This window comes from Streptomyces sparsogenes, assembly GCF_001704635.1.
Lineage (GTDB): Bacteria > Actinomycetota > Actinomycetes > Streptomycetales > Streptomycetaceae > Streptomyces > Streptomyces sparsogenes.
In genome coordinates this window covers 25,170-45,917 of the sequence record NZ_MAXF01000025.1, presented here as the reverse complement: position 1 = coordinate 45,917, position 20,748 = coordinate 25,170, and the positions used below count along the sequence as shown (strand labels likewise).

Sequence of the window (20,748 nt, the reverse complement as noted above, 5' to 3'; positions counted from 1 at the left end):
CGAGGCGAGGCCGGGAACATTTACCGTTACACCGGCGACCAGGACTCCAACCACTGGAAGCAGATCAGTGGAGGACTGAAGGCGATCGCCGCCGGCTCCCGCACCTCCGTGTGGGGGGTGAACGCGGCCGGGAACATCTACCGGTACACGAACAACGACGCCGACCCGTGGGTGCAGATCCCGGGTGCGCTGAGGGACATCGGCGCGGGTGCGGACGGCACGGTGTGGGGTGTGAACGCGGCCGGGAACATCTACCGCTACACCGGCGACCTGCCGGGCTGAGCCCCCGGCGCCGCGTCACGTCGGGGGCCGACAGCGCATCACGGAGCCATTCGTGGTGCGCTGCTGCCTCAGGCGTCTCAGCGCGGACGACGGTCTAACTCTGGCGAAGGCACCAGCGCCAGGTGGCCGGGGACGCCCACCGTCTTGGAGAGCATGTACAGGAGCCCCGGGAGGCACAGCAGCGCCAGCGTTATCGCGGCGGCGGTGCCGCCGCCGGGTCGCGACGGCGTCGCGTTCGGACTGCTGGTGTTCCTGGGGGTGCGCGCGTGGAGTTCGCGGCGTCTCACCCGATGACCGGTCCGGTGTTCGCCGGTGCGCTGTCGCGGGTGTGGAAGGCGCTCCCTACCCGCGCACGTCGGCGGGGAGGACCTTGTCCGGGCGGTCGAGCCACACCCGCTGACCGGTAGGGGTGACGGACAGCCCGAACCGGGTGCGGGCCGGCCGCCCGGCCCGCGTCCACCAGGCGTGTGCCGCCTCCAGCTCGTCCCAGAGCATCCGGGGCCCGTGCTGCTCCGTCCCGTATTCGGTGGCGCCGGGTTCGTAGTCCACGGATGCCCATGAGCCGGTGGCCGCGTCGGCGAGCCACAGCGTCCACTCCCCGCCGGGCCCCCGCCCCACCGCCGACCGGCACCCCGGCACCAGGACTCCGGCGGCGAACCACGCGTCGTCGTCACCGAGGAAGCTCGGGTCGAGGCGAGTGCCGCCGTGGTGCGGCTCACCCTGGACGACGGCCATGACGTCGCGCTGGAGCGCCTGCGCACGCATCCACATGAACGCGCTGTCCCCGACGACCGGGCCGGAGGCGACGGGCCCGTCCGGGCCGTGCTCGACGGTGAGCCGCAGCAGTACGCCGTTGCGCAGCGCGGTGCCCCAGGGGAGGACGACGACCCCGCCGGGCGCGGTCTGCTCGATCCAGGCGCGCGGCACGTCGTGCACGGCGCAGGTGGCGACGACCCGGTCGTACGGCGCGCCCGGGGGCCACCCCTCCGCGCCGTCCGCCGTCAGCACGGCGGGCCGGTAGCCGGCGGCCTTCAGGCCGGCGCGCGCCCGGTCGGCGAGGGCGGGGTCCACCTCGATGGTGGTCACCTGCCGGCTGCCGAGCCGGGCGGAGAGGAGCGCGGCGTTGTACCCGGTGCCCGCGCCGATCTCCAGGACCCGTTGTCCGTCGTGCACGTCGAGGGCTCGCAGCATCGTCGCGACGACGCTCGGCATGCTCGCCGAGCTGGACGGGGTGCGCGCCACGGCGGCGCCGGGCGGATCCTCGACCTGGGTGACCAGCGCCTCGTCGCTGTAGGCCAGTGCTTGCCACCGCTCCGGTTCGGCGGCGCGGTCCACGGGCTCGTACCCGCCGGCGGCGCGGACCCAGACGCGCTCGGGCAGGAACGCCGCCCGTCCACGCGCGTGAAGGCGTCCCGCCAGGCGGGCTGGAGCCGGCCGTCACGCGCGAGTCGCCGGGCGAGCGCGGCCGGGTCCCCTTGGACGTCAGCGGATGCCACCGAACCACCTTGACGGGGCGTCAAGGGCGTGCGGCAGGGGCGCGAGGGAGCACGCCGGCCGTTTAAGACTCCTCAACCGATCGGACCGCCTCAGTGCAGGGTCTGGAGCGCGTCGCTGCTGAACGGTGTGAGGTCGTCCTCCTTGCCGCTGAGGACCTTGTGGGCCCACTCCGGGTCCGCCAGCAACGCGCGGCCGACGGCGACCAGGTCGAACTCGTCCCGCTCCAGGCGCTCCAAGAGCCCCTCGACGCTCGTCACGCCGACCCGTGTGCCAGGAGCGAAGGAGCTGGGATCGAAGGCGGCGTCCAGCCCCACGGAACCGACCGTGATGACGGGCTTGCCGGTGAGCTTCTTGGTCCAGCCCGCCATGTTCAGGTCGAGGCCGGTCTCGGGGAACTCGGGCTCCCAGTAGCGGCGGGTCGAGGCGTGGAAGGCGTCGACCCCGGCCCGGGCCAGCGGCTCCAGCAGCGTCTGGAGCTGATCCGGGTCGGTGGCGAGCCTGGCGTCGTAGTTGTCGGCCTTCCACTGGGAGAAGCGCAGGACCACCGGGAAGTCCGGTGCGACCCGTTCGCGTATGGCGGCGACGATGTCGGCGGCGAACTTGGTGCGGGACAGCAGGTCGCCGCCGTAGGCGTCGGTGCGGTGGTTGGTCCGCTCCCAGAGGAACTCGTCGATGAGGTAGCCGTGCGCGCCGTGCAGCTCGATGCCGTCGAACCCGATGCGTTCGGCTTCCTGCGCGGCCTCGGCGAAGGCCAGGATGATCTTGTCGATGTCGGTGAGGGAGAGTGCCTCGCCCGCGCCGGGGGTGCCGTCGAGCGCGATGCCGGACGGGCCGACCGACGGGGCCTCGGTGAACGGCGGGCTCCCGGCCCGGCGGGTGATGCCGACGTGCCACAGCTGGGGCATGATGCGCCCGCCCTCGGCGTGCACGGCGTCGACGACCCGGCGCCATCCCGCGAGCTGCTCCTCGCCGTGGAAGCGCGGCACGTTCTCCAGGTCGCCCGCGGTCGGGTGGCCGATGTAGGTGCCCTCGGTGATGATCAGGCCGGTTCCCGCACCGGCCCGGCGGGCGTAGTAGGCGGCGACATCGCCCCCCGGAACGCCGCCGGGGGACTGGGCTCGCGTCATGGGGGCCATCACGATCCGGTTCCGCAGTTGGGCCGAGCCCAGCGTGAAGGGCTTGGCCAGGTACTGGGCCGCGCGAGAGGTCATGGCGTCGCACTCCTGGGGGTGAGGCAGTAATGTGTGTTCGGCAAAGATACACATCGCCGCCCGGGAAAGTGCAACTTTGATAGGTACTTTTTAAGCCGCTCAGGGTAGCGGCGTTCGATATGCTTCGTCCGGGAAGAAAGGGTGGTGCCCCACGTGCTGGACGTCAGGTTCTCCAGCGCCCTGACCACGCTCTTGCTCCTTGCCGCCGCGGCCGAGGAGGGCCCGCCGGTGATGAGTTCCGCGCAGCTCGCCGAGCGGCTGGGCACCAATCCGAGCCTGGTCCGCAAGCTGTTGTCGTCACTCGCCAAAGCGGGTCTGGTCGAGTCCGTGATGGGGCGTGCGGGCGGTGCGAAACTGGCCCGGCCCCCGCAGGACATCCCGCTCGCCGAGGTCTACCTCTGTGCGGTCGGCGACAAGCCGTTGTGGACCTGCCGTCCCGAGGCCGAACACGAATGCCTGGTGTCGACGCACGCCGCCGGCTACTTCGAGCGTCTGACCGAGCGGGCCGAGCAGGCCGTGCTCAGGACACTGGGCGGCCAGACACTCGCTGACGCCCTGCGTGAGATCCGCTGCTCGGGCCACTCGCAGCCTGAACCACTGAAGTAGTCCCTGACTCGCTGTCCCCTCCACTCGGCCCGAGCTCGCGAGGCCGGGGCGGACGGCTGTCGGGTCCGGGGGTGGTGGCTCGTCACGGCGATGCGGGATCGCGCAGCTCGAACCAGATGTGCTTGCCGGTGGGGTGGGCGCCGGACTACGGAGCGGCGGCGTCGACCGCCGCTCACGCCGAGGTCAGCGCACGTCGGCGGGGAGAACCTTGTTTGGCGCGCTCGCGCGCACCATGAGCGTGCCGACGTCTTCTGGGTTCGGAGCGGGGAGCACCCGGGCCTCGATGTCGACGAATCCGGTGCGCTTGAGTAGGTCGGCCCACCACTGAGGTGGGTACGACCAGCGGAGCAGGGTGAGTTTGCGGCCCGCGAGGCCGTTCCCGTACATGGGCTGCGGTCCGTAGTAGCCCTCGATCGGCTCGGCCTGCGAGAAGGCGAGGACGCCGCCCGGGTTGAGGCGCTTGGCGATCAATGGGATCAGGTCGTCGGGGTCGGTGAACCAGAGTGCACCCCAGATGGAGAAGATCGCGTCGAACGTCGTCTCAGTGGTAGTGAGGTAGCCGCACGCCTCCGCCTCGACGAATGCCAGCCCGGGGGTCCCGTCCCACCACCGGCGGGCGCGGGCGATCTGGACGGCGGAGAAGTCCACTGCGGTCACCTCGACGCCGGTACGAGCGAGGTACACGGCCTCCTTGCCCTCGGCGCAGCCCAGTTCCAGCGCAGTGCGCGGACTGCCCAGAAATTCCTCACCGGGGCCGTGGCCGTCGTACTGGGTCCACGCGAACGTCTCGACATCAGGCGTCGGCTGCTCGCCCTCCCCGCGATACGGCTTGTACGTGTCCCAATACTCCGGCAGCGTGGTCGACTCGAGCGGCATGGGCGTCCTCCGAGGGTGTCCGACAGGCTGGACACCGTACCCACGCCTCCCGCCCGTCACAGCGGGAACGCCTCTTTTCCCTCCGTACAGGTGGCGAAGGTGCCGGGTCCGGCAGCATGGCTGCTGCCGGACCCGGCTGGTGCGTCCTGGGCAGGTCAGTGGCAGTTCTCGCCGGGACGGCAGGGGCCGCACTTGGAGTAGTCGCGCTCCCACAGCGGCCAGTCGACGTCGAAGCCGTTGTCGGCGATGATGCGCGCGGTGCGTTCGACCGAGCCGTCGTACTTGAACTCGACCTCGGGAATGTGCTCCAGGAACCGGCCATCGAAGTGCTCGTGGCTCCACTCCCGGTAGTTCTTCGTGTCCAGGATGAAGACGTGCACCGCCATGTCGACCAGGCGGCCGCAGCACATCTCCAGGCCCTGGCCCCACTTCTCGATGGCGGTGACCAGATAGGAGATGGCAGCGCCGAACAAGCGGTTGGCCATTACCGCGTCGAAGGGGTGGTCGCGCATGAGAAGCTGAATCTCACGGTCCCAGACTTCAGGCTTCACGTAGTCCCGCGGGTCGCGGATCTTGTTCTCGACTGCTGTCACCATGCTGTCCTCCGTGGTCGGGGCCCACCGCCCGGAGCGGGGGCACACGTCCACGAAACAGCTCGCCGCCTGGGGCCTGGTGATCGATTGCCGCCGCGTGCATCCAGTTTGCAGATCGTGCAGATGACGCATACGCAGCGCGAACGAGCTCTTACCCTGGGTATGTAATCCGCCTGGCCCCACGCATGGGGGAGGACCGATGAGCGTCGATTCGCTCTGGACCACCGATGAGGTTCGTATGCTCATCGACGAGCGAGACCCTGGAGGACTCATCCGCGTCGGCCGCCTAAGTCTCGGGTGGCGCCAAGCGGAGCTGGGTGCACGGATCGGTTGCTCCGCTTCTACGGTTTCCCGCCTTGAGCAGCGTGGCAGACACAGTGACTTGGCACTTCTCCGAGACGCCGCGCGCGAGGTGGGCCTACCAGTGCACGTGCTAGCCGCGAGCCTCGGCTTATCCGCCCCGGCAACCACTAAAGTTGCGCCGTCAGGGCCGTGCCGTGCCGAGGAGGACCCGATGCGCCGCCGCACACTGCTCTCTGCCGTCGGCCTCGCGGCACCCGCCACCCTGCTCACAGGTTTGGACGACGCACTCGCGAGTGGGCCGACCGGCTCCCCCGTCCCCCTGGACGTTCGACTCGCCACGGCACGCGCGCACTTTGACGCTGGGCACAACGTCAGGCTGGTGAAGCTACTGCCCGGCCTTTTTGCTGACGCGCACCATGCGGCCCGCAGCCGCCAGGAGGTGTCCCTGGCTCGCCTGTCCATCACCTACTGCCTTGCCTCTCAGGTTCTCAGCAAGATCGGTTATTACGAGGAGTCGAGGCGCACTGCCGATCGGGCAGCGGTCTACGCGGATCTGTCCGGCTCTCCCCTCGCGGCCGCTGCAGCGGCACGCGAGATGAGCATTGTCCTGCGCCACCTTCAACAGCCGGCTGCTGCCCAGCACCGCATCCTGGACGCCGTCACCAAGGTCGAGGCCACTGGGCTGAAGACTGACGCTCAGGCATCGGCATACGCACAGATGCTGTGCACTACCTCGTACACTGCGGCAGTCGCCGGGGATCGAGACCAAGCCCTCGCGATGATCAGTGAAGCTACCCGAGCCGCCCGTTACCTGCCCCATGAATCGCCGGACGGGCGAATTTTCGCCGTCACCCCCGCCACCGTTGACCTGTACGCCGTAGGCGTGCACTGGGCTCTGGGGGACGCCGGACGGGCCTTGAACGTCGGCCGGAGTCTGCGGGCCGCACAGTTCAAGACCGCCGAGCGCAAGGGGAGGATGCACACTGACTTGGCTCGTGCATGGTGGCGGTGGGGCAAGCCGGAACAGACGGCGGCCGAACTCCTCGCCGCAGTGCGTGTGTCCCCGGGTGAAGTCCGTGATCGACCGGCGATTCGGAAGATTGTGACCGAACTCCGCTCCCGACACCCGCACGTCCCCGGAGTACGCGAGTTGGTGGCAGCCGCCGGGGCCCGCGCCTGATCACTCGGTAACCGGGTCGCGCAGCTCGAACCAGATGTGCTTGCCGGTGGGGTGGGCGCCGCTCTCCCAGGTCACGCCGCAGGCGTGGGCGAGCTGCTTCATCAGGAAGAGGCCCCGGCCCCCTTCTTCGTCGGCGGCCGCCCTGCGGGGGCGGGGGAGGTCGTCCGGGGAGCTGTCGCGTACGGCGATCGTCGCGATGCGGTCGCGGACGAGGGCGTCGATGTGGATGACGCGGGTGGTGGTGTGCTGGTTGACGTTGGTGACCGCCTCGGAGACGAGGAGGCGGGCCGTGTCCGCGAGGTCGTCCAGGCCGTTGGCCTGGAGGAGGGCGGCGATCGCGTCGCGGCAGGCCTTGGGGCTCTTGGGGGAGTTGGGGGCGCTGAGTCGGTAGGCGTATGGGGGTTCGGCGGCGGCTTCGGCGGCTTCGGGCATGGCGGTTCTCCCAACGCGGTGCGTCACTGAATTGTCACGCTGTGAGAGAACGATAGGCCACGCCTGGTAACTAGTTCCACCAACTTGGCGGAACTAGTTCTCCTCTGGAAGTGTGGGAAGGTCGCTCGGACGCGAAGAGAGGAGGGCGCATGGGGCAGCGGGTGGTGACGACCGCGAGACAGCGGCGTCTCGGTACGGAACTGCGCAAGATGCGCGAGCGGGCCGGGATGAACGTGGCGGAGGCCGGTCAGCGTCTCGGCGTGAACCGGACCCGTATCAGCAACATCGAGGCCGGGCGCTTCGGTGTGAGCGAGGACCGCATCAGAACGCTCGCGACCATCTACTCGTGCACGGACAGGGCCTACATCGACGCCCTCGTCGCCATGAACGAGGAACGTGTCCGTGGTTGGTGGGAGGACTACCGCGACAAGACCCACGCGAGCGCACTCGACCTGGCCGAGCTGGAGCACCACGCGGTGGCCATGCGTTCGATGCAGATGATGCACGTGCCGGGCCTCCTCCAGACGGAGGAATACGCGAAGGCCGTGTTCTCCACGGCCGTGACCAGCCCCACGGCGGCGCAACTGCGGGCCAGGATTTCGTACCGCCTGAGGCGTCGCGATGTGCTGGACCGGGAGGATCCTCCGCAGTGCACCTTCCTCATCCATGAGGCCGTGCTGAGGATGGAGTTCGGCGGTGCGAAGGTGCGACGCGGGCAGTTGGAGTACCTGATCGAGGCATCGGAGCGGGACAACGTGACTGTGCGCGTGATCCCGTTTGCGGCGGGCGGGTTCGCGAACCCGGGTATGAGCACGCTTTACGTGTCCGGGCCGGTCCGGCAACTGGACACCGTGCAGGCCGATACGCCCTCGGGCGGCGCCTTCCTCGACTCGGAGGCGCACCTCGAACACTACGGCCGTATCTTGGACCAACTGGAAGCCTTGGCCCTCGCTCCCGAGGACACCACCAGCTTCATCCGCGACATAGCGCGGCAACTTTGACCTACGGAGATGTCCCGATGCACTGGCGGAAGTCCTCGTACTCCGGGGAGTCGGACCAGCACAACTGCGTCGAAGTGGCCCAGACCCCCGACGCGACGATCCTCCTCCGCGAAAGCGACGAACCCCACACCGTGATCGCCACCACCCCCACCGCCCTCCGCGCCCTCACCCGCGCCGTGAAGGCCGGGTGGTTCGATCACCTGGCCGGCTGAGCGTGAGGCCGCACCGCCGCGGAGCGGACCGCGTACAGTCGGCCCGGCGTGGCGCCGGGCCCGCCGCGCTCTGGGGAACAGGCACAGGGGGATACGCATGTCAGGGGGCCGACTTGCCGGACGCGCGGCCGAACGCGCGATGCTCGCCGATCTGCTCGACGGCATCCGGTCCGGCGCCGGGCGGGTTCTGACGCTGCGTGGCGAGCCCGGCGTCGGCAAGTCCGCGCTGCTGCGGCACGCCGCGGAGCACGCCGCCCCCGCCAAGGTGCTGCGCGCCACCGGCGCCGAACCCGAGACGGGCCTCGCCTTCGCCGCCCTGCATCAGTTGCTGCGGCCGGTCGCCGGGCTCATCGACGCGTTGCCCGGTCCGCAGCGGGACGCCGTGCGCGGGGCGTTGGGGCTGGCCGCGCCGCCCGCCGCGCAGGACCGGTTCCTGGTGGCCGCGGGGGTGCTGTCGCTGCTGGCCGAGGCCGCGCGGCCGCACGGGTTGCTGTGTGTCGTCGACGATTTCCACTGGGTCGACCGGGCGTCCGCCGACGCCCTGCTGTTCGCCGCGCGCCGCCTGGACACCGACGGCGTGGGGTTGCTGATCGCCACGCGCGACACCCCTGACACCCGGTACGCGCTGCGCGACCTGCCGGAGCGGCGGCTGACCGGACTGGACGCCGCCGAGGTGGCCGGGGCCCTCGCCGCCTGGGCGGCCGTGGAGCCCTCGCCTCGGGTCGCGGAGCTGATCGCCGAGGCCACCGGAGGCAACCCGCTCGCCCTGCGGGAGACCGCCGAACTGCTGACGGCCGACCACCTGACGGGTCATGAGCCGCTGCCCGACCCGCTGCCGCTGGGCGAGGGAGTCACCACCCTCTACGGTGGCCAGCTCGCCGCACTGCCCGCCGGGACCCGCCGGGCGCTGCTGGTCACCGCGCTCGAGGGGCGGGGCGACCCCCGCGTGGTGCTGGCCGCCGCCGCCCGGCTCGGGGCCCCGGAGCGCGCCCTGGAGCCGGCCGAGGCCGCCGGCCTGGTGGTGGCCGGGCCTGCCGCGATCACCTTCCGGCACCCGCTGATCCGCTCGGCGGTGCACGCCGCCGCGAGCCCGGCGGACCGGCGCGCCGCCCATGAGGCGCTGGCCGCGGTCCTCGGGGCGGCGGGCGACGCGGACCGCCGGGCAGGGCACCTGGCCGCCGTGGCCATCGGCCCCGACGAGGAGATCGCCGCGGACCTGGCCGCCGCTGCCGGCCGGGCCCGCGCCCGGGGCGGCTACGCGGACGCCGCCGATGCCCTGACCCGCGCCGCGCGGCTGACGCCCGACCCCGCCGCCCGGGCCCGCCGACTGACCGACGCGGCCGTGGCGGCCTGGCTCGGCGGGCGGCCGGGCCAGGCGCACAGCGCGCTCGCGGCGGCCGGTGAGACCGCGGAGGACCCTGGCCTGCTGGCCGAACTCGCTCAGCTTCGCGGCCGCTTCGCGCTCAACTCCGGGGACGCGGCCGAGGCGCTGCGCATCTTCCTCGCCGCGGCGGACCGGGCACCCGACCGGCTCGAACTGCTCGCGGACGCCGCCGAGGCCGCGGCCAACGTGGGCGACAACGACGCCACCGTGCGCATCGGCCGGCGTGCCGAGGCCCTCTCCGAGCCCCCACCGCCCGGTTCCGCGGACGCGTTCACGCGCGATGTCCTGGCCGGGGCGGGTGCCCTGCAGGGCGGGGACCCCGAACGCGGGGTGCCGCTGCTCAGACGGGCCCTGGCGGCCGTCCCGGACGACACGGGCGAGGCAGCCACCCTGCTGTGGGCGGCGGCCGCCGCCAGTCTGCTCGGCGAAGGGGACGCCGCGGCCGCGTACGGGGCTCGGGCCGGTGAGGTCGCCCGGGTGTCCGGGATGGCGGGCACGTTGCCCGTCGTCCTGGAGAACGCCGCCACCGCGGAGCGGATGAACAGCCGGTTCGCCCTGAGCGTCGCCCTGTCCACGGAAGGGCTGGCGCTCGCCAGGGAGGCGGGCATCAGCAACTCCGCGGCCGCGCACCTGGCCAACCTCGCGGTCTGCGCCGCGGTGCGCGGCGAGGAGGACGCCTGCCACACGCATGCCCGACAGGCCCTGGCCATTGCCATTCCGCACCGGCTCGGGCTGCGCGTCGGCGTGGCCTCCTACGCCCTCGGCGTCCTCGACCTCGGCCTCGGCCGGTTCGCCCAGGCGCATGAGCGGCTGACCGCGCTGGCCGACGCGGGCCCGGGCGCCGGGGCCCCCGTCGTCGTATGGGGATCGGTCGCCGACCGGGTCGAGGCCGCCGTGGCCGCCGGGGACGAGGCCGCCGCCCGCGCCGCGGTGGCCTTCCTGGAGCGGTGGTCGGCGCACGCGGCCTCGGGGCGCTCCCGGGCGCTGCTGGCCCGCTGCCGTGCGCTGGTCGCCGAGGACGACACGGCCGTGTCGCTGCTGTACGAGGCGCTCGGGCACCTCGCCGCCGACAGCGGCGCCGCGTACGACCAGGCCCGTACCGCGCTGCTGCTGGGCGAACGGCTGCGCCGCGCCCGCCGGGTCGGGGAGGCCAGAGGGCATCTGCGCCAGGCCATGGAGGTCTTCCAGCGGCTGGCGGCCGAACCGTGGGAGCGGCGCGCGCGGGGCGAGCTGCGGGCCGCGGGGGAGAGCGCCGACCGCCCGGCGCCGGACGCGCTCGCCGCGCTCACCCCGCAGGAGCTGCGGATCGCACGGCTGGTGGCCCAGGGCGCGTCCAACCGGGAGGTCGCGGCCCAGCTGTTCCTCAGCCCCCGCACCGTGGAGTACCACCTGTACAAGGTCTACCCGAAGCTGGGCATCAGCTCGCGCGCGGAGCTGGCCAGGCTGCTGCTTCAGTAGCCGCCACCAGTGGTCGTCACCAGTGGTCCTACGGATGGCACCGGTGGCCCGCCCCGGCACAGTTGTCCCCGTCAACGAGAGAAGCGACGAAAGAAGAGCGACACAGATGACGGCAGAAGGACGACTGGTCACGGTCGGCGACATCGAGCTGTGGACGGAGGAGTTCGGCGACCCCTCCCATCCGCCGGTGTTGCTCATCATGGGCTCGATGACCCAGGGCCTGCTGTGGCCCGACGAGTTCGTGGGGTGCATCGCGGCCGCCGGCTACCGGGTCATCCGCTACGACCACCGGGACGTCGGCCGGTCCACGGCCCGGGACTTCGAGACCCACCCCTACACCTGGGCGGCGCTCAAGGACGACGCGCTCGGCCTGCTGGATGCCCTCGGCATCGACCGGGCGCACGTGGTCGGCCACTCCGCGGGCGGCCTGCTCGCCCAGTGGATCGCCGCGGACCACCCCGAGCGGGTGGCCACCCTCACGGTGATCGGCTCCTCCCCGCTCGGTGCCCGCGAGGGACAGGTGCTGACCCGTGCCCTGCTCGGCGAACCGCAGCCGGCGGGCAGCCTGCCGGAGCCGCGGCCGGAGTTCATCGAGTTCTTCCGGGCCGCCCTGACGGCCGCGCCGCCCAGCACCCGCGCCGAGGCCATCGACTTCCAGATCGCGACGGCCAGGGTGATGAACGGAACAGCGCTGCCGTTCGACGAGGACGCCCAGCGGCGCCTGGAGGAGCTGCTGTTCGACCGCGCCCGTGACCCGCGCACCATGGCCAACCACCGGCTCGCCGGAATGGCCGACCTGGAGTTCGAACCCGTCGGCGCGCTGGTCAAGGTGCAGGCGCCCACCCTGGTCGTCGAGGGCACCTGCGAACCGGCCAAACCCGGACACGGGCCGCTGATCGCGGAGGCGATCGCCGGGGCACGGCTGCTGATGATCCAGGACATGGGCCACATGATCGCCCCGGAGGTGGTCGAGCCGATCGCGACGGCGCTCATCGCCCACTTCGCCACCGCCTGAGCGGGGTCCTCGGTACTCCGCGGAGTCCGTCGTCATGGAGAATGAGCGCCATGAGTCTGTTCCGCGACGACGGCATCGTGCTGCGCACCCAGAAGCTGGGCGAGGCGGACCGGATCATCACGCTGCTCACCCGGGGTCACGGCCGGGTACGGGCCGTGGCCCGGGGGGTGCGGCGGACGAAGTCGAAGTTCGGGGCTCGGCTGGAGCCGTTCAGCCATGTCGACGTGCAGTTCTTCTCGCGCGGGGGCGGCGAGCTGGTCGGCCGGGGGCTCCCGCTGTGCACGCAGAGTGAGACCATCGCTCCGTACGGCGGCGCGATCGTCACCGACTACGCCCGCTACACCGCCGGTACGGCGATGCTGGAGACCGCCGAGCGGTTCACCGACCACGAGGGCGAGCCCGCCGTGCAGCAGTATCTGTTGCTGGTCGGCGCGCTGCGCACCCTCGCTTCCGGGGAGCACGCGCCGCATCTCATCCTGGACGCCTTCCTCCTCCGCTCCCTCGCCGTCAACGGTTACGCGCCGAGTTTCGACGACTGCGCGAAGTGCGGCATGCCCGGGCCCAACCGGTTCTTCTCGGTGGGCGCGGGCGGGGTGATCTGCGGGGAGTGCCGGGTGCCCGGAAGCGTCGTACCCTCGGCGGAGTCGCTGACGCTGCTGGGCGCGCTGCTGACCGGGGACTGGGAGACGGCGGACGCGTGCGAGGCCCGGCACGCCCGGGAGGGCAGCGGGCTGGTGGCGGCGTATCTGCACTGGCACCTGGAGCGGGGACTTCGGTCGCTGCGGTACGTAGAGAAATAGACACGCGGAAGCATTCAGAGGGAGACGGCAGGCACATGGCACGACGCGGGATTCTGGGCCGACAGCGGCGCGAGTACCGGGCCCCGGAGCCGCACCCCTCGGGTGCCCGCCCGCCGAAGATCCCCGGTGAGCTGGTGCCCCGGCACGTGGCCGTGGTCATGGACGGCAACGGCCGGTGGGCCAAGGAGCGCGGGCTGCCGCGTACCGAGGGGCACAAGGTGGGCGAGGGCGTGGTCCTGGACGTGCTCAAGGGCTGTCTGGAGATCGGGGTCAAGAACCTGTCCCTGTACGCCTTCTCCACCGAGAACTGGAAGCGCTCGCCCGACGAGGTCCGCTTCCTGATGAACTTCAACCGGGACGTCATCCGCCGCCGCCGCGACGAGATGGACGAGATGGGCGTCCGCATCCGCTGGGCGGGGCGGATGCCGAAGCTGTGGAAGTCGGTGGCCCAGGAGCTCCAGGTCGCGCAGGAGCAGACCAAGGACAACGACGCCATGACCATGTACTTCTGCATGAACTACGGCGGCCGGGCGGAGATCGCGGACGCGGCGAAGGCGCTGGCGGAGGACGTGCGGGCGGGGCGGCTCGACCCGTCGAAGGTCAACGAGAAGACCTTCGCGAAGTACCTCTACTACCCCGACATGCCGGATGTGGACCTGTTCCTGCGGCCCTCGGGCGAGCAGCGCACCTCCAACTACCTGATCTGGCAGAGCGCCTACGCCGAGATGGTCTACCAGGACGTCCTCTGGCCGGACTTCGACCGCCGCGACCTGTGGCGCGCGTGCCTGGAGTACGCCTCGCGGGACCGCCGCTTCGGCGGGGCGATCCCGAACGAACCGGAGAAGAAGGACGGCTCCCAGGAGGGCCCGCGCTGACACGGACTCCTGACGGCCGGTGCCGCCGCCCTCACGGACGGTGGCACCGGCCGTCGTCGTCCTGTGCGGACGGGCGTTGACGGGGTACGCGGAAAGCCACAGCGGTAACCCGTCGATCCCGAGGAGGTGCGTGTCGTGCGCGGCTTGAAGCGCTGGCTCGACCGCAGTCTGACCGCTCAGGCGGTCCTGATCGTTCTGCTGGGTGTGGGAATCTCCGCCGTGGTGCGCCGGGACGAGCCTCCGGCCTCCTGGGTGGCTCACGGCGTGCTGTACGCCGCCATCGGCATCGCGATCGTGGCCGCGCAGCGCCGCAGGGCCCGCCGCGCGTCCGGCACCGACGTACGCGGACTGGCCGAGCTCAACCGCAAGCTCCGGCACCGCGAGGTGCCGAGCGACCCCGAGGAGCGGGAGGCCATGCGGCGGCTCGTCGCGGACCACCTGAGGCGGATGGAGCGGGCGGGCCGGTGGCTGCCCTACTGGCTGGGCTTCATGGGCCTGGTGGCGGTCGGCCTCCTCGTGCTCGGGGTGGTCAACGGCTCCTGGCTCTTCCCGCTGGTCTACGTGGCCTTCACGGCCGGCCTCTGCTCCTGGGTCCTGTGGATGCGGCGCCTCTCGTACGACCGCTGCCACTTCATGCGCTCCGCCCTGGAGAGGCAGGCCGCACCGGTGTCATGACGCCACCGCCGTAACGACCGCGCCTTTCGTGGGTTTGCGGTGAGTATGGGACAACGACACGCCGACGCCACGGCGTGTCGTTGTCCCATACTCACCGCAAACCCCGGCGTCGGCCCCCGGCCGCGTCAGGCGGCCTTGGTCGCACGGATCGAGTACATCAACGGGAGACGGGGGTGCCCGGCCGGGAAGCGGTACTCCCCGTTCCCGCAAGGCTCCAGCACCGGATAGCGCTGGAAGAGCATGGTGGCGTGCTCGTGCAGGAACTCGACGCGGAGCCCGGCCTGTGCCAGTGCGGTCACCACTTCCCCGAGCGGATGCTGCCACTGGACCGAGAGCGTCTTGGTGAGCTGCGGGCCGTCGGTGTAGGTGTGCGGGAAGTCGTAGGTCTCGGGCCGGGTCTGGAAGTAGTCGTGTTCCAGGCTCTTGCCGTCCTCGCCCAACAGCTCGGTGAGCGGGTGGAATTCCGCGAGGTAGACGAATCCGCCGTCCTTCAGCAGGGAGGACACCACGCCGGCCCAGCGGGGCAGGTCCGGGAGCCAGACCAGGGCTCCGAGGCCGGTGTAGACGATGTCGAAGCGCTCCCCGCCCAGGGCCGTGGGCGCTTCATAGACGTCCGAGACGACGAACCGCGCGCGGTCCGCCATGCCGATGTCCTCGGCCAGGGTGCGAGCGGTCCGGACGGCGGCGCTGGAGAAGTCCAGGCCGGTGACCTCTGCGCCACGGCGTGCCCACGACAGGGTGTCCTGGCCCATGTGGCACTGGAGGTGCACAAGGCGCTTGCCGGACACCTCGCCGACCTCGTCGAGTTCGAACGGACGCAGCGTGGACGCGCCTGCTCGGAATCCGGGCAGGTCGTAGAACTCGCTGTCCGCGTGAATGCGGACCCTGTCGTCCCAGTTCTCACGGTTGAGCCGGAGCCAGTCCGTCTCCGTGTTCGTCATGCCCGTGACCGTACTGGCCGGCCGGGGGGCTCCGCATGTGGATTGTCACGAGCCGGGGGCGCCCCGCGCAGGAAGCAGTGCTTCCGGTCCCAGGGGGGTGCATCTGGATACACCCCGTTCGGCAACCAGGTGCAGTGTCCGCCGGCTCCCCGACCGGCATCGTCGGCAGCGACGAACATTCGGTACGACCCGATCGGGGGCTGGCGGCATGCGGCACAAGTGGAAGGCGAAAGCGGGGCTGTTCCTCGCGGTCACGTTCGTGGCGGCGGGGGCGTTGGGCGCGGCGCAGCCCGCGACGGGGATACCGGACGAGGTCATCCAGCTGACCCAGTTCGGGCCCGCGCTGGGGGTGGCGGCGGTGGCGCTGCTGTGGCCCGGCGGGGTGCGGGCCCTGCTCGCCGGGGCGTTGCCGGGCCGGGCGGCGGACGCCACAGCGGACTCCCCGGCGTACGGCCCCGGCCCCGCGCCGTACGGTGCGGGCCGCGCGCTGCCGCTGCTCGCCACCGCGCTGCTGATCACCGCGCTGAGCGCGGGCGCGTACGCCCTGGCGACCGGCGACGCCCACGCCACCGACCCGCGCACCCTCGACCACCCCTTCGCGCTGATCGTGGTGGCGCAGCTGGTCGGCGCGTGTGGTGAGGAGATCGGCTGGCGCTGCTTCTTCCAGCCCCTCCTGCGGACCCGTTTCGGCCCGCTCGCCGCCTCGGCCGCCGTGGGCGTGGTGTGGGGGGTGTGGCATGTGCAGGTGTTCGTCCAGGCCCCGGCGTACGCGGCCGGGTTCCTGCTGGCCACGGTGGCCATGTCGGTGGTCCTGGGGCTCGGCCTGGAGCGCGTACGGGCCAACCGGCTGCTGCTGGCGGGCGGCTTCCACACCCTGATCAACCTGGGCATGCTCCTGTTCATGGACGAGGAGTCGGGCGCGGTGCTGCCCATGGTCCTCTTCGGGGCGGCCTGCCTGGTGGCGGCGGTGCCGTGGGTGCGCCGGGCACCGGCGGCTACGATCCCCGCCGTGGCGCCCTCGGGGCGCTGATGCGGCGGGAGCGAGAAGCGGGGCGGGCGGGGCATGGGGGGCACACGGGGCGTACGCGGCGGGCTTGCCCTCGGCCGGTGCCAGCTGCTCGGGCTGGCGGGCTTCGCGGTGGCCGGCGTCGGGGCGCTGGTGATCGGCGCGCTGCTGCTGCTCCCGATCGGGGCCGGGTTCCGGCTGCTGCCGCCCGCCGCAACCGCCCTGCGCCGGCTCTCCGACCGCTACCGCTCCTGGGCCGCCCGCTGGACGGGTACGGCGATCAGCCCGCCGGAGCCGCTCGCCGACGAGCGGGTCGAGCGGGTCGAGCACGCCGAGCGGGTCGAGCAGGCCGAGCGGGCAGAGCGGCCCCGTCGGCGGGCGGCCGCGGTCCTCGGCGACGAGGGGTTCTGGCGCGATCTGCGATGGGCGTGGCTGGAGCCGTGGCTCGGCGGGCTGCTGGTCGCGCTGCCGCTCGCCCTCGTCGAGTACGGCGCGTTCGGCGCGCTGGTGCAGCCGTTCGTCTGGCGCCACCTCGGCGACGGCAACTGGTACGCCTTCATCCCCGTACGCTCCACCCCGACCATGCTCGCCGCGCTGGCCCTCGGCCTGGTGTTCATCGCGGCGGGCCTGCGCCTCGCCCCGCGCGTGCTCGCGCTGCACGGCCGCTGGAGCCGCCGGCTGCTGTCCGCGCCGCGCAGCACCGAACTGGCCCGGCGCGTCGAGCGGCTCACCGACATCCGTGACGAGGCGCTGGACGCGCAGGCGGCCGAGCTGCGCCGCATCGAGCGGGACCTGCACGACGGCGCCCAGGCCAGGCTGGTCGCCCTCGGCATGACGCTGGACGAGGCGACCCGGCTGCTGGGCGCCGATGGCACTGACGGCAGCGGGGACACCGACGACAACACCGACGGCGCCGACCACATCGACGGCGCGCGCGTCAGGGCCGCCCGCGCGCTGCTCCTGGAGGTGCGCGAGACGTCCGCGCGGGCGCTCCAGGACCTGCGCGACCTGGTCCACGGCATCCAGCCCCCGGTGCTCGCCGACCGGGGGCTCGGCGACGCCGTACGGTCCCTGGCGCTGGACAGCTTCCTCGACGTCCACGTCGAGGCCCGGCTGCCCGGCCGGCTCCCGGCCGCGGTCGAGTCCGCCGCCTACTTCGCGGTCGGCGAACTGCTCGCCAACGCGGCCAAGCACTCCGGCGCCCAGGAAGTGCGCATCGCGCTGACGCACGAGGCCGCGCGGCTGCGGGTCACGGTCACCGACGACGGCCGGGGCGGCGCGGATCCGTCCCGGGGGACCGGACTGCACGGCGTCCGGCGCCGGTTGGGTACCTTCGACGGCACTCTCGCCCTGCACAGCCCGCCGGGCGGCCCGACCACCGTGACCCTGGAGATTCCGTGCGTGTCGTCCTCGCCGAAGACCTCTTCCTGCTCAGGGACGGTCTGATCCGCACCCTGCGGGAGCACGGCTGCGAGGTGATCGCCGACGTGGACAACGGCCCGGCGCTGCTGCGCGCGCTGCGCGAGGAGGACCTGGATGTCGCCGTGGTCGACATCCGGCTGCCGCCCACCCACACCGACGAGGGCCTGCGGGCCGCCCTGGAGGCCCGCCGCAGCCGCCCCGCCCTGCCGGTGCTCGTCCTGTCCCAGTACGTCGACCAGCTCTACGCCCATGAGCTGCTGGCCGGAGGCGAGGGCGGCATCGGCTATCTGCTCAAGGACCGGGTCACCCACACCGGGCAGTTCATCGACGCGGTGCGCACCGTCGCGGCGGGTGGCACGGTCATGGATCCGCAGGTCATCGCCAAGCTGCTGGCCCGCAGCGACGCCAGGGGACGGACCGGGAGCCTGACCCCGCGCGAACACGACGTGCTGAAACTGATGGCCGAGGGCCGGTCGAACGCCGCCATCGCGCACACCCTGCACATCAGCGAGAGCGCGGTCGCCAAGCACACCGCGAGCATCTTCGACAAGCTGCGGATCGAGCCGTCCGCCGACGACAACCGCCGGGTCCTGGCCGTGCTGGCCTACCTCAAGCGGTGAGCCTGCCCGGGCGCTACGCCTCGCGCGCCGCCGCCGCGCAGTCGCCGCAGGTGCCGAAGATCTCGATCGTGTGGGCGACGTCCACGAAGCCGTGCTCCGCGGCGATCGCGTCGGCCCACTTCTCCACGGCCGGGCCCTCCACCTCGACCGCCTTGCCGCAGGAGCGGCAGACCAGGTGGTGGTGGTGCTCACCGCTGCTGCAGCGGCGGTAGACGGCCTCGCCGTCGGTGGTGCGCAGGACGTCGACCTCGCCCGCGTCGGCGAGGGACTGGAGCGTGCGGTAGACCGTGGTCAGGCCGACGGAGTCGCCGCGGTGCTTGAGCATGTCGTGGAGCTCCTGCGCACTGCGGAACTCGTCCACCTCGTCCAGCGCCGCCGCTACCGCCGCGCGCTGCCTGGTGGCCCGGCCGCGTACTGGGGGACCCGCGGTCACCACAGTTGCCTCCTCAACATCGCCTGCTCGTCGCCTGCCCGTACGTCGCGCGTTCGCCTGGCCATTGTGCCAGGGAAAGCCGACCGGGCGGGCTAGACCAGGACATCGTCCGGCCCACCCGCCCCAGTGGCACCCGGGGCCGGTGCGGCCGCGCGGGCGCCGGGGAGCGGAAGGGCGCAGGGCTCCTCGGCCTCGGCGGCGGCCCTGCGGGCGCGCCTTCGCGCGAGTGGCGCCGCGAGGGCGGTGGTCGCGGCGAAGACGGCGATGGCCAGGACGACGATGCTGGCGCCGGGCGGGACGTCCTCGTAGAAGGAGAAGACCGTGCCGGAGAGCGTCACCACGACGCCGATGGCGACGGCGAGGGCCAGGGTCATCGCGAAGCCGCGCGTGGCCTGCTGGGCGGCCGCGACCGGGACCACCATCAGGGCGCTGACCAGCAGCAGGCCGACGACGCGCATGGCGACGGTGACGGTGACGGCGGCGGTGACGGCCAGCAGCAGGTTGAGGGTGCGCACCGGCAGGCCGGTCACGCGCGCGAACTCCTCGTCCTGGCAGACCGCGAACAGCTGGCGGCGCAGCCCGAGGGTGATCAGCACCACGAAGGCGGCCAGGCAGGTGATCGCGGTGACGTCCTCGCGCGAGACGGTGGTGATCGAGCCGAAGAGGTACGTGGTGAGGTTGGCGTTGGAGCCGGTCGGCGAGAGGTTGATCAGCAGCACGCCGCCGGCCATGCCGCCGTAGAAGAGCATCGCGAGGGCCAGGTCGCCGCGCGTCTTGCCGTACCAGCGGATCAGCTCCATGAGGATCGCGCCGAGGGCGGAGACCGCGACGGCCGTCCACACCGGGTTCGCGCCGGTCAGGAAGCCGAGCGCGACACCGGTGAGCGCGACGTGGCCGATGCCGTCGCCCATGATCGCCTGGCGGCGCTGGACGAGGTAGATGCCGACGGCGGGGGCGGTGATGCCGACCAGGGCGGCGGCGATCAGGGCCCGCTGCATGAACGCGTAGTCGAGGATCTCCAGCATGTCAGGTCAGCAGTCCCGTCCGGATCGGTTCGGCGTCGTGTGCCGCGTGCGGGTGTACGTGGTCGTGGCCGGGCAGGGCGTGCTGGCCGACGGCCTTGGGCGGCGGGCCGTCGTGGACCACGCAGCCGTCGCGCAGCACCACCGCGCGGTCGATCAGCGGCTCCAGCGGGCCCAGCTCGTGGAGGACCAGCAGCACGGTGGCGCCCCGGGCGACCTGCTCGCGCAGCGTGTCGGCGAGGATCTCCTGGCTGGCCAGGTCCACCCCGGCCATCGGCTCGTCCATGATCAGCAGCTCGGGCTCGCCGGCCAGCGCCCGGGCGATCAGCACCCGCTGGTGCTGGCCGCCGGACAGGGCGCCCACCGGGTCCTTGGCGCGGTCGGCCATCCCGACCAGCTCCAGCGCCCGCCGCACCGCCGCCCGGTCGGCCGCGCGCGGCGGAGCCAGCCGTCTGCGGGCCAGCCGCCCGGCGGAGACCACCTCGCGGACGGTCGCGGGGACGCCGCTGGCGGCGGTGGTGCGCTGCGGTACGTAGCCGACGCGGGCCCAGTCGCGGAAGCGGCGGCTGGGGGTGTCGAACAGCCGCAGCTCGCCGCCGGACAGCGGCACCTGGCCGACGACGGAGCGCACCGCCGTGGACTTGCCCGAGCCGTTGGCGCCCAGCAGCGCGACGACCTCGCCGCGCCGTACGGTCAGGTCCACGCCGCGCAGCACGGGGCGGCCGCCGAGCGAGGCGGTGGCCCCGCGCAGGGAGATCACCGGCGGGGCCTCGGCGGAGGCCCGGGCAGGGGCCTCGGCGGAAGTTTGGGCAGGGGTCTCGGCGGAGGTTTTCCCGGGGGTGTCGTCGGCGCGGGCCTCGGTGCTCGGGGCGGCGCCGGCGGATATGTCGGGTTCCGGCCTCAT

22 protein-coding genes are annotated in these 20,748 nt (G+C 72.3%); 13 read left to right on the top strand and 9 right to left on the bottom strand.

Annotation, left to right across the window (positions count from 1 at the left end; translation table 11 throughout):
• Positions 1 to 282: tectonin domain-containing protein (locus BBH68_RS05145; protein ID WP_342673115.1), on the top strand; the 282-nt coding region annotated here is incomplete at its 5' end.
• Between the two features lie 342 nt (positions 283 to 624).
• On the opposite strand, the gene BBH68_RS05140 is transcribed toward BBH68_RS05145, so the two are convergent.
• Positions 625 to 1,617, bottom strand: coding sequence for a methyltransferase domain-containing protein (locus BBH68_RS05140; protein ID WP_211301802.1), 993 nt, complete (start codon positions 1,615 to 1,617; stop codon positions 625 to 627).
• Positions 1,618 to 1,868: 251 nt separating this feature from the next.
• Positions 1,869 to 2,990, bottom strand: a complete 1,122-nt coding sequence (locus tag BBH68_RS05135; protein WP_065959160.1) for an NADH:flavin oxidoreductase — start codon at positions 2,988 to 2,990, stop codon at positions 1,869 to 1,871.
• Positions 2,991 to 3,134: 144 nt separating this feature from the next.
• Here BBH68_RS05135 and BBH68_RS05130 point away from each other — a divergent pair, with 144 nt between their 5' ends.
• On the top strand, positions 3,135 to 3,596 hold the full coding sequence (locus BBH68_RS05130) for an RrF2 family transcriptional regulator (protein WP_245737898.1): 462 nt from the start codon (positions 3,135 to 3,137) through the stop codon (positions 3,594 to 3,596).
• Between the two features lie 183 nt (positions 3,597 to 3,779).
• Here BBH68_RS05130 and BBH68_RS05125 read toward each other — a convergent pair whose 3' ends face one another.
• Together BBH68_RS05125 and BBH68_RS05120 are read right to left on the bottom strand one after the other, a co-directional pair.
• The gene (locus tag BBH68_RS05125; protein WP_065959158.1) at positions 3,780 to 4,472 is read right to left on the bottom strand and encodes a class I SAM-dependent methyltransferase; all 693 of its coding nucleotides are present in this window, start codon (positions 4,470 to 4,472) and stop codon (positions 3,780 to 3,782) included.
• 155 nt (positions 4,473 to 4,627) lie between these two features.
• A complete protein-coding gene (locus tag BBH68_RS05120) occupies positions 4,628 to 5,068 on the bottom strand; it encodes a glycine-rich domain-containing protein (protein ID WP_065959157.1) in 441 nt (146 codons plus the stop codon).
• Between the two features lie 196 nt (positions 5,069 to 5,264).
• On the opposite strand from BBH68_RS05120, the gene BBH68_RS05115 reads away from it, so the two are divergent.
• Positions 5,265 to 6,548, top strand: coding sequence for a helix-turn-helix domain-containing protein (locus tag BBH68_RS05115; RefSeq protein ID WP_065959156.1), 1,284 nt, complete (start codon positions 5,265 to 5,267; stop codon positions 6,546 to 6,548).
• Here BBH68_RS05115 and BBH68_RS05110 read toward each other — a convergent pair whose 3' ends face one another.
• Positions 6,549 to 6,980 carry an ATP-binding protein gene (locus BBH68_RS05110; protein ID WP_065959154.1) on the bottom strand — a complete coding sequence of 144 codons (432 nt, stop codon included), beginning with the start codon at positions 6,978 to 6,980 and terminating at the stop codon, positions 6,549 to 6,551.
• A 149-nt stretch (positions 6,981 to 7,129) separates the two neighbouring features.
• Here BBH68_RS05110 and BBH68_RS05105 point away from each other — a divergent pair, with 149 nt between their 5' ends.
• The 7 genes from BBH68_RS05105 (at position 7,130) to BBH68_RS05075 (ending at position 14,400) form a co-directional block, all read left to right on the top strand.
• The gene (locus BBH68_RS05105; RefSeq protein WP_065959152.1) at positions 7,130 to 7,981 is read left to right on the top strand and encodes a helix-turn-helix domain-containing protein; all 852 of its coding nucleotides are present in this window, start codon (positions 7,130 to 7,132) and stop codon (positions 7,979 to 7,981) included.
• A 17-nt stretch (positions 7,982 to 7,998) separates the two neighbouring features.
• Positions 7,999 to 8,193: a DUF397 domain-containing protein gene (locus BBH68_RS05100; RefSeq protein WP_065959151.1), complete on the top strand. Its 195-nt coding sequence runs from the start codon at positions 7,999 to 8,001 to the stop codon at positions 8,191 to 8,193.
• A gap of 97 nt (positions 8,194 to 8,290) precedes the next feature.
• Complete coding sequence (locus BBH68_RS43970) at positions 8,291 to 11,035, top strand: ATP-binding protein (protein ID WP_065959149.1); 2,745 nt, start codon at positions 8,291 to 8,293, stop codon at positions 11,033 to 11,035.
• 106 nt (positions 11,036 to 11,141) lie between these two features.
• Positions 11,142 to 12,050 (top strand): alpha/beta fold hydrolase, encoded by a 909-nt coding sequence (locus BBH68_RS05090; protein ID WP_065959148.1) that lies wholly within the window; start codon positions 11,142 to 11,144, stop codon positions 12,048 to 12,050.
• A 50-nt stretch (positions 12,051 to 12,100) separates the two neighbouring features.
• Complete coding sequence (gene recO, locus BBH68_RS05085) at positions 12,101 to 12,850, top strand: DNA repair protein RecO (RefSeq protein ID WP_065959147.1); 750 nt, start codon at positions 12,101 to 12,103, stop codon at positions 12,848 to 12,850.
• A gap of 35 nt (positions 12,851 to 12,885) precedes the next feature.
• Positions 12,886 to 13,725 carry an isoprenyl transferase gene (locus BBH68_RS05080; RefSeq protein ID WP_065959144.1) on the top strand — a complete coding sequence of 280 codons (840 nt, stop codon included), beginning with the start codon at positions 12,886 to 12,888 and terminating at the stop codon, positions 13,723 to 13,725.
• Between the two features lie 135 nt (positions 13,726 to 13,860).
• On the top strand, positions 13,861 to 14,400 hold the full coding sequence (locus tag BBH68_RS05075; RefSeq protein WP_065959141.1) for a hypothetical protein: 540 nt from the start codon (positions 13,861 to 13,863) through the stop codon (positions 14,398 to 14,400).
• 125 nt (positions 14,401 to 14,525) lie between these two features.
• Here the strand turns inward: BBH68_RS05075 and BBH68_RS05070 are convergent, their stop codons facing one another.
• Positions 14,526 to 15,341, bottom strand: a complete 816-nt coding sequence (locus BBH68_RS05070) for a class I SAM-dependent methyltransferase (RefSeq protein ID WP_065959138.1) — start codon at positions 15,339 to 15,341, stop codon at positions 14,526 to 14,528.
• Positions 15,342 to 15,549: 208 nt separating this feature from the next.
• Here BBH68_RS05070 and BBH68_RS05065 point away from each other — a divergent pair, with 208 nt between their 5' ends.
• Genes BBH68_RS05065 through BBH68_RS05055 form a run of 3 tightly spaced genes read left to right on the top strand, consistent with a single transcriptional unit; the run spans position 15,550 to position 18,389 of the window.
• Positions 15,550 to 16,371 carry a CPBP family intramembrane glutamic endopeptidase gene (locus tag BBH68_RS05065; protein WP_065959136.1) on the top strand — a complete coding sequence of 274 codons (822 nt, stop codon included), beginning with the start codon at positions 15,550 to 15,552 and terminating at the stop codon, positions 16,369 to 16,371.
• Between the two features lie 33 nt (positions 16,372 to 16,404).
• Positions 16,405 to 17,793 carry a sensor histidine kinase gene (locus tag BBH68_RS05060; protein ID WP_065959135.1) on the top strand — a complete coding sequence of 463 codons (1,389 nt, stop codon included), beginning with the start codon at positions 16,405 to 16,407 and terminating at the stop codon, positions 17,791 to 17,793.
• Complete coding sequence (locus BBH68_RS05055; protein ID WP_065959133.1) at positions 17,745 to 18,389, top strand: response regulator transcription factor; 645 nt, start codon at positions 17,745 to 17,747, stop codon at positions 18,387 to 18,389. The genes BBH68_RS05060 and BBH68_RS05055 overlap by 49 nt, the downstream gene beginning before the upstream one ends.
• Before the next feature lie 13 nt (positions 18,390 to 18,402).
• Here the strand turns inward: BBH68_RS05055 and BBH68_RS05050 are convergent, their stop codons facing one another.
• The 3 genes from BBH68_RS05050 to BBH68_RS05040 form a co-directional block, all read right to left on the bottom strand.
• Positions 18,403 to 18,825 (bottom strand): Fur family transcriptional regulator, encoded by a 423-nt coding sequence (locus tag BBH68_RS05050; RefSeq protein WP_065959131.1) that lies wholly within the window; start codon positions 18,823 to 18,825, stop codon positions 18,403 to 18,405.
• 89 nt (positions 18,826 to 18,914) lie between these two features.
• Positions 18,915 to 19,847, bottom strand: coding sequence for a metal ABC transporter permease (locus BBH68_RS05045; RefSeq protein WP_065959128.1), 933 nt, complete (start codon positions 19,845 to 19,847; stop codon positions 18,915 to 18,917).
• Between the two features lies 1 nt (position 19,848).
• Positions 19,849 to 20,748: a metal ABC transporter ATP-binding protein gene (locus BBH68_RS05040; RefSeq protein WP_245737897.1), complete on the bottom strand. Its 900-nt coding sequence runs from the start codon at positions 20,746 to 20,748 to the stop codon at positions 19,849 to 19,851.

What these genes read in the sequence shown, in the direction of transcription:
- BBH68_RS05090 (WP_065959148.1), top strand. Translation starts at nt 11,142, where the DNA reads ATGACGGCAGAAGGACGACTGGTCACGGTCGGCGACATCGAGCTGTGG.
- BBH68_RS05110 (WP_065959154.1), bottom strand. Translation starts at nt 6,980, where the DNA reads ATGCCCGAAGCCGCCGAAGCCGCCGCCGAACCCCCATACGCCTACCGA.
- BBH68_RS05125 (WP_065959158.1), bottom strand. Translation starts at nt 4,472, where the DNA reads ATGCCGCTCGAGTCGACCACGCTGCCGGAGTATTGGGACACGTACAAG.
- BBH68_RS05135 (WP_065959160.1), bottom strand. Translation starts at nt 2,990, where the DNA reads ATGACCTCTCGCGCGGCCCAGTACCTGGCCAAGCCCTTCACGCTGGGC.
- BBH68_RS05040 (WP_245737897.1), bottom strand. Translation starts at nt 20,748, where the DNA reads ATGAGGCCGGAACCCGACATATCCGCCGGCGCCGCCCCGAGCACCGAG.
- BBH68_RS05070 (WP_065959138.1), bottom strand. Translation starts at nt 15,341, where the DNA reads ATGACGAACACGGAGACGGACTGGCTCCGGCTCAACCGTGAGAACTGG.
- recO (WP_065959147.1), top strand. Translation starts at nt 12,101, where the DNA reads ATGAGTCTGTTCCGCGACGACGGCATCGTGCTGCGCACCCAGAAGCTG.
- BBH68_RS05115 (WP_065959156.1), top strand. Translation starts at nt 5,265, where the DNA reads ATGAGCGTCGATTCGCTCTGGACCACCGATGAGGTTCGTATGCTCATC.
- BBH68_RS05120 (WP_065959157.1), bottom strand. Translation starts at nt 5,068, where the DNA reads ATGGTGACAGCAGTCGAGAACAAGATCCGCGACCCGCGGGACTACGTG.
- BBH68_RS05105 (WP_065959152.1), top strand. Translation starts at nt 7,130, where the DNA reads ATGGGGCAGCGGGTGGTGACGACCGCGAGACAGCGGCGTCTCGGTACG.
- BBH68_RS05100 (WP_065959151.1), top strand. Translation starts at nt 7,999, where the DNA reads ATGCACTGGCGGAAGTCCTCGTACTCCGGGGAGTCGGACCAGCACAAC.
- BBH68_RS05065 (WP_065959136.1), top strand. Translation starts at nt 15,550, where the DNA reads ATGCGGCACAAGTGGAAGGCGAAAGCGGGGCTGTTCCTCGCGGTCACG.
- BBH68_RS05045 (WP_065959128.1), bottom strand. Translation starts at nt 19,847, where the DNA reads ATGCTGGAGATCCTCGACTACGCGTTCATGCAGCGGGCCCTGATCGCC.
- BBH68_RS05060 (WP_065959135.1), top strand. Translation starts at nt 16,405, where the DNA reads ATGGGGGGCACACGGGGCGTACGCGGCGGGCTTGCCCTCGGCCGGTGC.
- BBH68_RS05080 (WP_065959144.1), top strand. Translation starts at nt 12,886, where the DNA reads ATGGCACGACGCGGGATTCTGGGCCGACAGCGGCGCGAGTACCGGGCC.
- BBH68_RS43970 (WP_065959149.1), top strand. Translation starts at nt 8,291, where the DNA reads ATGTCAGGGGGCCGACTTGCCGGACGCGCGGCCGAACGCGCGATGCTC.